Raw genomic sequence first — 12,945 nt, forward strand, 5'->3', positions numbered from 1 at the left:
AAAGGATTCCGCCTTGCATGTTCTATGCCTTATGCAGGCATTCCTGCTGGTTCACTAGCTCCGGTATCGTGCCATCATCTCGGAGAAGAGCTCCTGCACCGAAGGCGGCGTGTACGTGATCGCGTTGGCTCCTGCCTCTATTGTGGCCAGGATGGTATCCGGCTTGTTGCCGCCGGTTGCAATGATAGGAACTGTCGGATGCTTGGCACGGATGGCCCGCACGATATTGGCTGTCTCCTTGCCTCCTGCAACATTCAGGATGGCAGCGCCTGCAGCGAGGCGGGCATCGATATCGGTCTGGGGTGTCGCGACTGTCACGACGGTCGGGATATCGACAGCGCGGGAGACGCCGAGCAGGTTCACATTCGAGATCGGCGCATTGAGGACGACGCCCATGGCACCCTGGGACTCCACGTCCTTCGCAAGCGATATTGTTCTCATGCCACGTGTCGTGCCGCCGCCGACGCCGCAGAATACCGGCACGCTCGCAGCGCTGATGATGGCAGCGGAGATGGACTGCTGGGGCGTGAAGGGATAGACCGCAAACACGGCATCCGCATCGCAGTTCTTGATGATGGCAAGGTCGGTCGTGAAGACGAGGCTCTTGATCCTTCTGCCGTAGATGACGATGCCGGAGGCACGTCTTATCTCCTGTGGCATCTTCAGGATGTTGTGGCGGAGCCTCGACTCGATCGAGGGGACGGTACGCTCTTCCTTGGGGATCTGAGGGTTGCCCGAAAGCGGGGGAGCGCTTTCCACGACGGGGGGATTGCCGGGATTGATGGGCGTTGCTTCGGGCATGGGGCACCTCGCTCTGTCTTTGGGATTTTTGCTGCCTTCATGCTACCCACCTGCGCGGGTTTTACGCTTTTCGCAGAACAAATTTCTGTGGCTGCAACAGATGGCTTTGAATGCTACGGTTGTAGCAGCAATAGACCATAAGAGAGGAATCTATGGGCACACCGCTCCTTCTTCATGCCTGCTGCGGGCCCTGCTCGCTCGAGCCGGTGAAATATCTGCGCGAGGAAGGCTTCGAGCCGACCATCTGCTGGACAAATCCGAACATCCAGCCCATTGAAGAGCATGACAAGCGCCTGAAGACCCTGCTTGCCTGGGCAGATGAAGTGGCCCACGTGCCGGTGATCGTTGCAGAGGACCGCCGCGATCTCTGGGAGGCGAAGGTGGCGCCAGCAGGGCTTGCGCGCGAGGCGCGCTGCCGTGCCTGCTACCGCGTGCGTCTCGAGGAGTCCTGCAGGGTGGCGAAGGAAGAGGGCTTCCACTACATCTCGACGACGCTTGTCGTCTCGCCCTACCAGCTCTTCGATGCCTGCCATGAGGTGCTTTCGAAGCTTGCACCGAAGTATGGCCTGGAAGAGGTCTGGCGCGACTTCAGGCCCCATTATCCGGAATCGGTCACCGATTCCCGTGCGCTCGGGATGTATCGGCAGAACTACTGCGGCTGCCGCTTCTCTGCGGCAGAAGCTGCCATCGAACGGCATGAAGCACGCGACATGCGCAAGGCCGAGCACAAGGCGAATCGGGCAGCAGCTCGATGTGTGCCTTGTGCACAGTGAGCCTGAAAGCTCAAAGCGCGCTATCATCAACAAGGCATAACGTAAAGAACAAAAAGGATTATCTCTATGCGCACTGACGATTTCGACTATCCGCTGCCTGATGAGCTCATCGCGCAGGAGCCGGCAGACCCGAGGGATTCCTGCCGTCTCTTCGTGCTGCACCGCGAGAACGGTGGCCACGAGTACCGCACCTTCACCGATATCGGCGAGTACCTCGAGCCGGGAGACCTGCTCGTCGCAAACAAGACCCGTGTCATGCCGGCACGTCTCGTCGGCAGGAAGCGCCAGACAGGCGGCGTCTCCGAGACATTGCTCCTGAAGCGCCGCGAGGACAAGGATCCTCTGGGACATGTCTGGGAGTGCCTCGTGAACCCGGGAAAGCGCCTGAAGCCGGGCAATGTCGTCGAGTATCGTCCCGGTGGCGCCCATGCACCGGAGACGGCTCCGGTCGTCCTTACGGGCGAGATCGTCGACTACGTGGACGATTCGCGCGGCGGCAGGCTCGTGCGCTTTACGCCGGCAGAGGGGCTTACGCTCGACGAGGCCATGCACAAGGCAGGACATGTGCCCCTGCCTCCCTACATCACGCAGTATGAGGGCGACCCCGAGAAGTACCAGACCGTCTATGCCATGCATGAGGAGCACTCCGCAGCAGCCCCGACAGCAGGACTTCACTTCACGCCGGAGCTCATCGAGCGCCTCGAGAAGCAGGGCATCGGCTGGAAGACTGTGGAGCTCGAGGTCGGCATCGACACCTTCCGCCTCGTCGAGGAGGACGATCCTACGAAGCATGTCATGCATACCGAGCGCTATCACGTCCCGCAGGATGTCGTGGATGCCGTGCATGCAACGAAGGCAGCGGGGCACCGCGTGATTGCCGTCGGCACGACGAGCGTCCGGTCGCTCGAGAGCGCCTGGGAGGCAGATGCACCGGTCTCCAATCCTCCGGTAACGGCACGCCGCTTCGAGGATGCACAGGATTCTGCCAAGGTCACGGGCAAGGGCGATATCGTGGAGCGCAAGAACGCCACGACGAACCTCTATCTCATGCCGGGCTCGACCTATCACGTGGTCGATGCCCTGATCACGAACTTCCATGTGCCGCGCTCGACGCTCATGATGCTTGTCTCCGCCTTCGCGACGAGGGACCAGATCATGGATGCCTACCAGGATGCAATCGACCACCGCTTCAGGATGCTCTCCTTCGGCGATGCCATGTTCATCGACTAGGCTATCTGCAACATATCAAGCTACGAAGAAGGCCGGATCTGCTCAGTGCAGGTCCGGCCTTTGTGCTGCCTTGTGGCTGCTTGTCCTAGACGATATGGAGAAAGGCAGCTGGAACCTCATTCAAGAAACAAGGGCCCTCTGTGGGGCATCGTGGGTTAGGCTTCGGTTGTCCGACCGGCTTACCACATTTCGCAGGAGGTCCCAGCCATGCTCTATCGTACCAGCATCGGGCTCGACGTACACGCGCGTTCCATCGCCGCCACGGCCTTCATCCCGGAGACCGGGGAGATAGTCCAGAAGGCCTTCCCGTATGACGCGGGCAAGGTCGCCGAATGGGCCAAGGGCATGCCCCAGCCCGCAAGATGCGTCTACGAGTCCGGCCCCACGGGCTTCGACCTGAAGAGGAAGCTCGACAAGGCAGGCGTCCCATGCGTGGTCGGCGCCGTCTCCAAGATGCTCAGGCCCTCTGGCGACAGGGTGAAGACCGACAGGCGCGACGCCACCTTCCTTGCGCGCATGCTCGCCGTGGGCAACATCGTCGAGGTGGCCATGCCCACCGAGGCGATGGAGGCCGCACGCGACCTGGCGCGGGCACGCGAGGACTGCCGCCACGACCTGATGCGCGCGAGGCATCTGCTCTCGAAGTTCCTGCTCAGGAAGGGGATCGTGTATCCCGGAAAGACCGCATGGACGAAGGCCCACAGGGAATGGCTCGGCAGGCTCGAATTCGCGGACCCCTGCGAGCGGCTCGTCTTCGGGGAATATCTCGAGAGCGTGAGGTCGCTCGAGCTCAGGCGCGCAAGGCTCGACAGGGCCATAGAGGAGCGCGCTGCCGGGGAGGACATGGCCCCTGCGGTCTCGGCCCTGAGGTGCGTCAGGGGGATATCGACCGTGACCGCCTTCTCCATCGCAGCCGAGATCGGGGACTTCTCCCGCTTCCCGGATGCACGGTCGTTCATGTCCTTCGTGGGGCTCGTGCCATCGGAGTCATCGAGCGGGGAGAGCGTCTCGCGCGGCAGCATCACCCGGACGGGCAACATCCATGTGAGGACGCTCCTCGTGGAGGCGGCATGGCAGCACGCACGGCCCCTGAGGCCGATGTCTGCGGCAGCCATGGGCGATGCAGCGGGCGTGCCTGCAGATGTCGCCGAGGCTGCCGCGCGGGCGAACCGCAGACTTCACAGCCGTGCTGCCCATCTGAGAGGGCGCGGCAAGCCTGCCAGCGTCGTGAACGCCGCCATCGCGCGCGAGCTCGCAGGGTTCGTCTGGGCGCTCGCCAGGATGGCCGGATGATGCCGCTGCGGCCCTGGGCCGCAGCCTGACAGATGGGTCCTTCCCGGAAGCCCGCGCCTGGCTCGATGGCGCGTGGGGCAATCCGCGAACGCACTATGCGCAGCCTTCGGGCCACGCGCGATCCTAGACACGCGGAACTCCCCAGCCGGAAGCATCGGAATGCGCTACCCAACGCGCGGATATCAGACTCGCAGTCGTGCGTCGAATCAGACACGCCACAAAGGCGCAGGGCTTCCGGAGGACGATATAGAGAATGGTCCCATCCTCGGAGCGGAATCCGGGGATGGGACAATCATGCCTCTTGACAGAAGGATCTACATATCAGCGCGTCTGCAACGTCAGCGTAGTCACATTGAGATCCGTCACGTGCACCGACTAGGCTCATGGCGCTCAAGTAGGGAATCCTCGGTCCATTCAAAAGCGAGCCCTCGCGGTCGAATCTCTCTAGCAGAAGGACTGAATCCGATCCTATTCTGAGCAGTCTTGCCACAGGGACCGCGAGTCCGACCGCCCTGGCGACGTCGAGGCTGGTCTTCTCCCATGCCATGACGTCCCACTCGTCGCCTGGGTGCGAGAACTTGGCGAGAAGGAGCCTGCCCCCGTCCGTTATCGATGCCTTGGGGCGGGCGCCGCCGAGCGAGCCGGAGCCCGCATCCAGGAGCTCCTTGACCTGATTGTTTTCAATGCTGCCAAGGGAGATCTGGTTCGATGCTGATAGCAGGCGCTTGAGATCAACAAGGGGTGGCACGCTCTCGTTCGGGGAGAGGTATCCGTCCGAGCCGGGAATGCGGAATCGCAGGGCACCTTGCCTCGAGGCATCATATACGCCCAGAAGGTAGTCAATTTCGTCGCGCGTTCGGAGTGCGGACCCGTTCGCATCCGCCTCAAAAACAGCGCGCCTGTCGATGAGATGGCGGCCCCAACGGTCTGGCGCAGAGTCTCTTAGAGCCCCAGGAAGTCCCTCGCAGAATCCTGCTGCGTTCCTTAAGGGGAGCGACGGGTCAATTGCATAGGCTCCCGCCGACGTAAGGTACCCCTGGTCGTAGACAAAGGATGAGCTGATGCACCCCCGACGCAGGCTGAAGTGGCAGGCTCCCACGAGAGCGTTACCTTTGGGACCAGAAGTAAATACCTGCACCGCGGGGATCACTGCCTGCTCCTCACACGCTGCGGAAGCGCCTGGTCGGCCCTCGCGCGTCCCAAGTCTGTCTGATAGGGGTCCGTTGCATCAACCACGGCGTTGAGGGTCTGCAGCGCCCGACACGCGTTAAGGAACGTCTCGAGACTGACGGAGGGGTCGCCGTTCTCCAGGCGCGAGATGGTCGCACGCGAGACGTTGGCCTTGTCGGCAAGCTCCTGCGAGGTCAGGCTGTATAGCCTGCGCCATGTGGCTATGTTCTCGCCGATACTCTTGGCTGCTAGTTTCGTTTTTGCAGACATGGGTCGCTTCATATTGTCACCTGTCATATGTATATCACGTAAAGTACTCTTACGTATAATATTATAAACGTAAATGGTAATACAAGCTCGTCTGTAGGGCTCTGCGGTGACGCGTAACCAAGGATGTCACTCCGCCTTGATGCGGCGGATATATTCCGGAAGCTCCTCGATGGGCATGTTCATGTGGGTTTCACAGCTGGAGCCTTGCACAGACTTCAACGCCCCGCTGGTTTAGGGTGGCGAATCCGCACTCCGAGTGCAACAGGATATTACGAGGTAGCCGCCCAGGCACGACCTATGATGATGCTTGCAGAGACATGCATCATTGGAGGCACCATGGACGGCTACAACCGTCTTGGCATCGCGTAGCGCGAGGACATCATGGTCCGCTGGAAGGGCCATGAGGGGGTCAGCCAGATAGCGAGGGAGCTCCACAGGGACAAGTCGGCCATATCCCGCGAGATCAGGCGGAACGGCTGGCAGGGCCCTGCAGGGCGCCGCTGCCGCGCGCCTGCGGCACAGAGGAAGGCGGACAGGAGGAGGCTGCGCTGCAGGCGCCCCAGGCTCATGGACGAGCCCGAGAGGCACTCGCTGGTCGTGAGGCTCATGCGGGACGAGCACTGGTCCCCGGAGGCGATGGAAGCCGCATAAAATCTGGAATCCCACTGTCCATTATATTGACAGGGCTCACGTCCATACCGTCGCTCCCGGCAGGGCAAGGAGTTCTCGGATGCAGAGGGCCTCCAGGAGGCGCTGGGAGCGCCGGCCTGCTTCTGCCATCCCCACCATCCATGGGAGCGGGGCACCAACGAGAACACCAATGGCCTTCTCAGGGACTGGTTCCCGAAGGGCGTGAGCCTCGACGATGTCAGCGACAGCGAGGTGCAGGAGGCATGCGATCCACTCAACCGGAGACCACGCAAGCGTCTCAAGTGGAAGTGTCCCTGGGAGGTCTACCACCACCAGTAGTTGCACTTGCTCTGAGGATTCGCCACCAATTCCTGCTGCTCGCATCCGCGGTATGGAGAAGAGCTCGGAGAAGCAGTCGTGCGCCGGCTCAATGAGGAGTTGGGACTTCCAGCAGACGCTGTCTCGGGCACAGAGGATCACGGCACCTACGTCTACCGCACCGTCTTTGCTCAGGACCTCATCGAGTATGAGTGCGACCATGTCTTTCTGGCTCGCTGCTCAGGTCAGCCACATGCAGACCCGGAAGAAGCGGAAGAGCTCAGCTGGGTGCCGCTTCGGCAGACAATTGATGAGGTGACTTCCCATCCTGAGCGCTTCACCTCATGGTTCCCAGGAGTACTTGCTCTTGCTGCATCGCACATAGCCTGATAGATCTGACATCCAGGCACATAGCTGAATATCAGGCGTGAATTGCGCCGCCACAGAAGGCGCGGCATGAGTGCGGAGCCAATCTGTAGAGTGAATCAACATCGGCTAAAGACGATGCTCTTGAGCTAGACTGAGCCAGACAGAGGAAGGCTATGACAAGGTTCCTGAAGGGCGCCAAGCGGTCCGGTTCTGCTGGGTATTATGGATCTTCTGGGCCCTGCCTCTGCTCAAGAGATGCTAATCTGAGAGCAGCCTGAAAAGGCATCGCCTCTGCAAGAGATAGAGCTTCTGCGCACAGGAGGGTCTGCATGCTGGATCTGACAGGAATCGCTGACAGCCCTGCTGCCACCGCACATCCTGTCTGGAGCCTCTGGTGCGCTGCTGCATGGAAGAAAGATTGGGTCCATGAACGTCAGATCTGAAATCGGCGTGGGATTGGGGCACCTCGCCCGCTGGGGTCTCCGCACGGTGTTCAGGCGCAACGCTTCGCAGCTGCCGGGACGCATTGCCTTGACCGTCGATCCCGATATCATCTCTCGCCTCGCCGAGAAGCTGCAGAAGGGCTCCATCGTCGTCTGCGGCACGAACGGCAAGACGACCACGAACAACATCATCGCCTCCGCTATCGAGGCGGGAGGACAGCGCGTGCTCTGCAACCGTGCTGGCGCGAACATGGCGCCAGGCGTCGTGGCTGCACTTCTGCCTGGATCGGGCGCCGACTGGGGCGTCATCGAGGCAGATGAGCTCAGCACCGTGAACATCGTGCCGGAGCTCAGGCCAAAGCTCATGGTCCTTCTGAACCTCTTCCGCGACCAGCTCGATCGCGAAGGGGAGATCGACCGTGTGCAGGATACGATCGTGCGTGCACTGGCATCGTCTCCCGAAACGACGCTGCTTGTCTGCGGCGATGACCCCATCAGCATGGGTGTGGCCCGCCGTGCAGCTGAGGCGGGCACGAAGGTGCTTTCCTTCGGCATTGCAGAAGACCTGCATATGCCGCCTGAGCGCGTCCCTGAGGGTGCCTTCTGCCAGGTATGCGGAACCGAGCTTGTCTACGACTATCGCGCCTATGCTCAGCTTGGTGCTTTCAGATGCCCGAAGTGCGGATTCGCACGTCCTACGCTTGACTACCAGGCAACGAATGTCCATGCAGGGCGTTCCGGTGTCGAGTTCGATGCCACCTGCATCGCTACGGGCGACCAGGTGCATCTGCGTGCCAACTTCGGGGGCGTCTACATGGTCTACAACCTGCTTGCCGCCTTTGCAGCGGCGACCATGGCAGGGGTCGATCCGAAGACATTCCAGCGTGCGCTTGATTCCTACAGCCCTGCAAACGGGCGCCTCCAGCACTTCGATGTAGATGGCCGCGAGGTCGTGCTCAACCTTGCAAAGAATCCTGCAGGCTTCAACCAGAATATCCAGCTCCTGCTCGAGGACAAGCGTCCGAAGGCTACTTATATTGTCATCAACGACAACTACAACGACGGACGCGATATCTCCTGGATCTGGGATGTCGACTTCGAGCGTCTTGCTGGCGAGGGAAAGAGCCTTCTTGTCCTTGCGGGGGGACTACGTGCAAACGACCTGCAGGTGCGCTTCAAGTATGCTGGCATCGATGCCCAGATAGCGAAGGATGTCTCAGCGGCGCTCGAGGCGGCCAAGGACATGCCGAAGGAGCAGCCACTCTACGTGCTCACAAACTACAGTGCGCTCTGGCCGGCCAAGGCAGAGCTCGAAAGGATGGGGAAGAGGCATGAATAGCGCGGAGGCAACGTCCGCACCGAAGACCGATGCACCGACGCTCACGATAGCCCATCTCTATCCGGAGCTCCTGAATCTCTATGGAGACTCGGGCAATATCCTCGTGCTCAAGAAGCGCATGGAGTGGCGTGGCATCACGGCAGATGTCCGGGAGGTTCATGTCGGCGATACGCCGAGCTTCGCCGATGTCGATATTGCCTTCATCGGCGGCGGCTCCGACCGCGAGCAGAAGATCGTCTGCGATTTCCTGCTCCAGCAGAAGGACGAGCTCAAGGCCTATGTGGAAGACGGTGGCGTGCTTGGTGCTGTCTGCGGCGGCTACCAGCTTCTCGGCGAGTCCTATCTCATGGGCGAGGAGCGTGTGCCAGGACTCGAGCTTGTCGATCTCTATACCGACCGCGGCACGCCCCGCATCATCGGCAATATCGCAATCAAGAGCGACATCTGCGAACATCCGATAGTGGGCTACGAGAATCATGGTGGAAGAACGCACCTGGGGAGCGGCGTGAAGCCTCTGGGCGAGGTCCTCTATGGACGGGGAAATGACGGCATCACAGGATTCGAAGGCTGTCTCTGGAAGAACGTGCTGGGCACCTATATCCATGGACCGCTCCTGCCGAAGAACCCCGGCGTGGCTGACTGGTTCATTTCTCGCGCTCTCGAGCGGAAGTACGGCAAGGGCGCCATTGCGATCGAGCCTCTTGACGATACGGAGGAGCTAGCTGCGAACAAGGTCATGTTCGACCGGATGATGGCAAGCAGGAAGCAGGAAGACTAGAGGTCTCCTGGCATAGCAGAACAAGAATGAGGGCGGTCTGACAGAAGCCAGACCGCCCTCATCTGCACGTGGCTCAAATCAGGGCCAATGGCATTTTCAGACAGATGCTAGGCAAGGGATGCAAGCGTGCGGTAGAGCCACTCGGCCTTGTCAGGCGTGACGGCAGAAGGATCTGCCTCTGCGGCGAAGGCGAGGACCTGCTTGAACGGCTCAGCGTCAGCTCCGCTGACAGCTGCAGGCTCGTGAGCCGTGACGCCCCTGTGGTCGCTCACGTGCTCGACGAAGGCAAGGATGTTCGGCGTCGTCTGTGCGATGGCAGCATCGTCAGCTGCTGCATAGGTGTTGAGGGCATCGATGATGACCTGGGAAGGGGTGCCGCAGGGGACGAATCCGGGTGCTGCGTCCATTGCATCGGTGATGGTGGCGCCAAGCGCGACGAGGGCGCCGGCAAGCTGGTCCTGTGCTGTGCTCATGAGTGACCTTCTTCTCTCTGGTAGTGGTGCTGCTCACTCGATGATATGCTTGTGGGGAAGGAACTTTCCGAAAATCACAGGATATACGTTACTCGTTTGATAGCAAATATAATTTCTGGAGGAAATCCCGATGGCAAATGCTGAAAAGGTCAGAAGCATGCAGCTCCAGAAGGTCTGGGGCTGCCTTGTCGCGAAAGCCGTCCGTAAAGGCAGGACTGAGGATGAAGTGTATGCCGTAGCCCAGTGGCTTCTGGGCTATGCGAGGGAAGATATCGATCGCCTTGCAGAGGAAGGCTGCACCTACGGCGAATTCTTCGACAAGGCACCTGCCCTCAATCCGAAGAGGAATCTCGTGACCGGCAGGATCTGCGGCGTCAAGGTGGAAGATATCGAAGACCCCTTCATGCACGATATGCGCGTGCTCGACAAGATGGTAGACGAGCTGGCCCACGGAAAGCCGCTTGCCAAAGTTCTCAGGGCAAGCTGAGGAGCCGCCATGCCGGAAGAAGAGCGCGATATCTACGATTCCAGCGTGCCGGTACCCGAGAGCTATGCGTGGGACAGATCTGGCCTTGCGTCTGCACGGCTGGCTGGAGTGCTCGATATCGGCTCGCGCATCCTTTCCGTCTTGCTTGTCCTTGCTGCCCTGTGGTCCTTCCTCGCACATTCAGATGCCTTCTCTGGCATGGGCGCGCTGCTTGCACTTCTGGGTGCTGCCATAATTCTGGGCTGGGGCATCATGCTCTCTACTGCATCTGCACTGCGCCGCCATCTCTGGAAGCTTGCTCCTGCCTCCCGCCATGACTATGCACTCAAGCTCTACCACGGCGTTTCTGGCAAGAACCCGAAGAAGGCAGCAGAGCTTCTTCTGGGCATGGCCCGTGCCGATGTGGAAGACGGGAGGATCGGGCAGGCTGCTGCCGCGCTTTCACATGTGGATGCTGCGTTCCTTCAAGGGGACGAGCTCAAGCTCTGCTATCTTCTATCCTTTGCTGCAGCAGCTCCTGGTGGTGGAAAGACAGCAGATGACGCCCTTGTGCGCTACCTTGCAGTGCCTGCACAGAGATTCGAAGGCTTCCCTGATGAAGGCGAAGCCAGGTCCTGGCTTGAGGATGGCGGCACCGAGGCAGCATCGGCAGCTGTCAAGTGCATCCGGAATTCCAAGCATATGCATCCTGTGGCAATTCTCGCCATCTCTCTCATGCTTTCCCACAGCCTTGCCTTCATCGGCATGCTCTACGGTCTGAACACAGAGGCTGGCTGGAAGCTCCGCTGCGGCTATGCATCGGCTGCTGGCTTCCTTGCCTCGCTTTCGATCGTTGTCCTCGGCATCCTTCTTGCCCGCGCTGCCGCAAAGGCACCTCTCTACGGCAGAAACGGCAAGCCATCGAAGGTGCTGAGGGCATCTCTTGGTGCCTGCGCTGTCATAACCGCTCTGTGCCTTGCCCTCCAGCTGGCAATCGATGGCCCCTTCATGCATGACGGGAAAGAGCGGATTCTTGCAGTGGATGTGCCAGACAGCTATACCGGCCAGAACTATGATTTCATTGCCGTCGACTGGCCTGGATACGATCCGGACGAGACAACGACTGACTACTGGCGGACGCGTGACCTTTTCTTCATGGAGAAATGGAGCGAGGCCAGTTACTACGACAGCGAGAGGCAGCAGGTGACCATGCCGGATGCCGATACGTCCCGTGATGATGCAGATGATGCCGATACCTCTTCTGCCAGCGAGGATGCTTCCGGCGCGACTGCGGATATCGGCATGGCGGGCACGGGGTATGCCGGCATGGAACAGAGGATGCAGGTGCTCGCCTCCTATCTCGCAGAGCATGCAATCGTACCCAAGACAGGCGTCTTCGAGATGGATGCCGACGCAAAGGGCAACCCCTATGCAAGCCTCGGAACTGGCACGGATATCGAGGGGGACAAGTCTGTCACCGTCGAGTACCGCATCCTCTCGAATGGGGAGACGTCCGATGAACAGGGAAATCTCGTCGAATCGTTCGTGGTCGAGAAATGGTATCCGGAAGATGCAGGCAGAGAAGTCGAGATCGTCGGCTTCTATCTCGTGGACGAGAGGACGAATGCAGTGACCGACGAAGAGACGACAAGCTGGTAGATAGAGCCTCCACGCATCCTGCTGCATGATATGGGGTCTTCATACCGCTTGGCTATGATGGAGGAAGACGTGGGAAAGGCGGCAGCATGGCACAGTCGAGGCTCATAATCATGCGGCACGGAGAGAGTGCCTGGACGGACCCCTCTGTCAACAGGTTTGCGGGCTGGGTCGATGTAGCGCTGACTGAGCGCGGACGTGCCCAGGCCAAGGAAGCTGGCGTCCTCATGAAGGAAGCCGGCATAGCACCCGATGCGGTCTTCACATCGCTTCTGAGCCGCTCCATCGTGAGCGCCGATATCGCGCTAGAAGAGCTCGGCCGTCTCTGGATACCGGTCCTTCGGAGCTGGAGGCTCAACGAGCGCCACTACGGAGCCTTCCAGGGCCAGACTCGTCCTGCCATGCGTGCGAAGTACGGAGACGAGCTCTTTGCAGCCTATCGCAGGAGCTTCGACGTGAGGCCTCCTGCGATAGACGAAGATTCCCCTTGGTTCCAGGGTTGCGATCCACGCTATGGAACAGCAGCAGAGGACGGGCTTGGCGGACCCAATCCGGCAACGATCAGGAGCGAATGCCTGAAGGATGTCATCGCCCGACTCGAGCCGTTCTGGAAGTCCTATGTGACGCCACCTCTGCTCCTGGGACAGACGGTTCTTGTCGTGACCCATGGCTCGGTTGTCCGCTCTCTCATCAAGGTCATCGAGGGTCTCTCTGACGACGATATCCGCTCCGTCAATGTGCCGACCGGCCAGCCGCGCGTCTATGAGTTCGAGAGCGGCATCTTCGGCGAGCTCCATCTCAAGGGGCCTGGCCGCTATCTCGATCCAGATGCTGCAAAGAGAGGTGCAGAAGAAGCTTGCGCTCTTGGCTCTGCACCTGCGGCAACGGAATAGCTGTCAGCGGTACTTTGCCTGCATTTCTGGCTTCGGCTCGCAG

General features: G+C 60.3%; 13 protein-coding genes and 2 pseudogenes. 10 read left to right on the forward strand and 5 right to left on the reverse strand.

Going from position 1 to position 12,945, the window contains the following annotated elements:
- Positions 1-54: 54 nt before the first annotated feature.
- A complete protein-coding gene (locus VXJ24_RS00610; protein ID WP_330970981.1) occupies positions 55-801 on the reverse strand; it encodes a beta/alpha barrel domain-containing protein in 747 nt (248 codons plus the stop codon).
- Between the two features lie 152 nt (positions 802-953).
- On the opposite strand from VXJ24_RS00610, the gene VXJ24_RS00615 reads away from it, so the two are divergent.
- The 3 genes from VXJ24_RS00615 (at position 954) to VXJ24_RS00625 (ending at position 4,097) form a co-directional block, all read left to right on the forward strand.
- On the forward strand, positions 954-1,574 hold the full coding sequence (locus tag VXJ24_RS00615; protein ID WP_330970982.1) for an epoxyqueuosine reductase QueH: 621 nt from the start codon (positions 954-956) through the stop codon (positions 1,572-1,574).
- Between the two features lie 66 nt (positions 1,575-1,640).
- Positions 1,641-2,804 (forward strand): tRNA preQ1(34) S-adenosylmethionine ribosyltransferase-isomerase QueA, encoded by a 1,164-nt coding sequence (queA, locus tag VXJ24_RS00620; protein ID WP_330970983.1) that lies wholly within the window; start codon positions 1,641-1,643, stop codon positions 2,802-2,804.
- 207 nt (positions 2,805-3,011) lie between these two features.
- A complete protein-coding gene (locus tag VXJ24_RS00625; protein ID WP_330970984.1) occupies positions 3,012-4,097 on the forward strand; it encodes an IS110 family RNA-guided transposase in 1,086 nt (361 codons plus the stop codon).
- A 292-nt stretch (positions 4,098-4,389) separates the two neighbouring features.
- On the opposite strand, the gene VXJ24_RS00630 is transcribed toward VXJ24_RS00625, so the two are convergent.
- The 3 genes and pseudogenes from VXJ24_RS00630 to VXJ24_RS00635 all read right to left on the reverse strand — a co-directional run bounded on the left by VXJ24_RS00630 (position 4,390) and on the right by VXJ24_RS00635 (position 5,537).
- The gene (locus VXJ24_RS00630; protein ID WP_330970985.1) at positions 4,390-4,845 is read right to left on the reverse strand and encodes a HipA domain-containing protein; all 456 of its coding nucleotides are present in this window, start codon (positions 4,843-4,845) and stop codon (positions 4,390-4,392) included.
- A 141-nt stretch (positions 4,846-4,986) separates the two neighbouring features.
- Positions 4,987-5,247, reverse strand: a pseudogene (locus VXJ24_RS11450) (HipA N-terminal domain-containing protein); the annotation flags it as partial.
- A complete protein-coding gene (locus tag VXJ24_RS00635) occupies positions 5,244-5,537 on the reverse strand; it encodes a helix-turn-helix transcriptional regulator (protein WP_330970986.1) in 294 nt (97 codons plus the stop codon). The pseudogene VXJ24_RS11450 and the gene VXJ24_RS00635, both read right to left, overlap by 4 nt.
- A 381-nt stretch (positions 5,538-5,918) precedes the next feature.
- On the opposite strand from VXJ24_RS00635, the pseudogene VXJ24_RS11455 reads away from it, so the two are divergent.
- The 4 genes and pseudogenes from VXJ24_RS11455 (at position 5,919) to VXJ24_RS00655 (ending at position 9,414) form a co-directional block, all read left to right on the forward strand.
- Positions 5,919-6,506: pseudogene (locus VXJ24_RS11455) on the forward strand (IS30 family transposase).
- A 78-nt stretch (positions 6,507-6,584) separates the two neighbouring features.
- A complete protein-coding gene (locus VXJ24_RS11460) occupies positions 6,585-6,875 on the forward strand; it encodes an NUDIX domain-containing protein (protein ID WP_430623800.1) in 291 nt (96 codons plus the stop codon).
- Positions 6,876-7,280: 405 nt separating this feature from the next.
- A complete protein-coding gene (locus tag VXJ24_RS00650) occupies positions 7,281-8,636 on the forward strand; it encodes a MurT ligase domain-containing protein (RefSeq protein WP_330970988.1) in 1,356 nt (451 codons plus the stop codon).
- On the forward strand, positions 8,629-9,414 hold the full coding sequence (locus VXJ24_RS00655; protein ID WP_330970989.1) for a type 1 glutamine amidotransferase: 786 nt from the start codon (positions 8,629-8,631) through the stop codon (positions 9,412-9,414). The genes VXJ24_RS00650 and VXJ24_RS00655 overlap by 8 nt, the downstream gene beginning before the upstream one ends.
- Positions 9,415-9,521: 107 nt before the next feature.
- Here VXJ24_RS00655 and VXJ24_RS00660 read toward each other — a convergent pair whose 3' ends face one another.
- Positions 9,522-9,887 carry a hypothetical protein gene (locus tag VXJ24_RS00660; protein WP_330970990.1) on the reverse strand — a complete coding sequence of 122 codons (366 nt, stop codon included), beginning with the start codon at positions 9,885-9,887 and terminating at the stop codon, positions 9,522-9,524.
- A gap of 130 nt (positions 9,888-10,017) precedes the next feature.
- Here VXJ24_RS00660 and VXJ24_RS00665 point away from each other — a divergent pair, with 130 nt between their 5' ends.
- From VXJ24_RS00665 to VXJ24_RS00675, 3 genes are all read left to right on the forward strand, one after another.
- Positions 10,018-10,374 carry a DUF2200 family protein gene (locus VXJ24_RS00665; protein ID WP_330970991.1) on the forward strand — a complete coding sequence of 119 codons (357 nt, stop codon included), beginning with the start codon at positions 10,018-10,020 and terminating at the stop codon, positions 10,372-10,374.
- A 9-nt stretch (positions 10,375-10,383) separates the two neighbouring features.
- On the forward strand, positions 10,384-12,012 hold the full coding sequence (locus VXJ24_RS00670) for a hypothetical protein (RefSeq protein WP_330970992.1): 1,629 nt from the start codon (positions 10,384-10,386) through the stop codon (positions 12,010-12,012).
- 86 nt (positions 12,013-12,098) lie between these two features.
- Positions 12,099-12,902, forward strand: coding sequence for a 2,3-bisphosphoglycerate-dependent phosphoglycerate mutase (locus VXJ24_RS00675; RefSeq protein ID WP_330970993.1), 804 nt, complete (start codon positions 12,099-12,101; stop codon positions 12,900-12,902).
- Positions 12,903-12,945 lie beyond the last annotated feature (43 nt).

Source organism: Olsenella kribbiana (genome assembly GCF_036408795.1).
GTDB lineage: Bacteria > Actinomycetota > Coriobacteriia > Coriobacteriales > Atopobiaceae > Olsenella_L > Olsenella_L kribbiana.

Bases quoted from the DNA above. Each gene is read 5' to 3' on its own strand.
- VXJ24_RS00610 (WP_330970981.1), bottom strand. From the start codon at position 801: ATGCCCGAAGCAACGCCCATCAATCCCGGCAATCCCCCCGTCGTGGAA.
- VXJ24_RS00615 (WP_330970982.1), top strand. From the start codon at position 954: ATGGGCACACCGCTCCTTCTTCATGCCTGCTGCGGGCCCTGCTCGCTC.
- queA (WP_330970983.1), top strand. From the start codon at position 1,641: ATGCGCACTGACGATTTCGACTATCCGCTGCCTGATGAGCTCATCGCG.
- VXJ24_RS00625 (WP_330970984.1), top strand. From the start codon at position 3,012: ATGCTCTATCGTACCAGCATCGGGCTCGACGTACACGCGCGTTCCATC.
- VXJ24_RS00635 (WP_330970986.1), bottom strand. From the start codon at position 5,537: ATGTCTGCAAAAACGAAACTAGCAGCCAAGAGTATCGGCGAGAACATA.
- VXJ24_RS00650 (WP_330970988.1), top strand. From the start codon at position 7,281: ATGAACGTCAGATCTGAAATCGGCGTGGGATTGGGGCACCTCGCCCGC.
- VXJ24_RS00655 (WP_330970989.1), top strand. From the start codon at position 8,629: ATGAATAGCGCGGAGGCAACGTCCGCACCGAAGACCGATGCACCGACG.
- VXJ24_RS00660 (WP_330970990.1), bottom strand. From the start codon at position 9,887: ATGAGCACAGCACAGGACCAGCTTGCCGGCGCCCTCGTCGCGCTTGGC.
- VXJ24_RS00665 (WP_330970991.1), top strand. From the start codon at position 10,018: ATGGCAAATGCTGAAAAGGTCAGAAGCATGCAGCTCCAGAAGGTCTGG.
- VXJ24_RS00670 (WP_330970992.1), top strand. From the start codon at position 10,384: ATGCCGGAAGAAGAGCGCGATATCTACGATTCCAGCGTGCCGGTACCC.
- VXJ24_RS00675 (WP_330970993.1), top strand. From the start codon at position 12,099: ATGGCACAGTCGAGGCTCATAATCATGCGGCACGGAGAGAGTGCCTGG.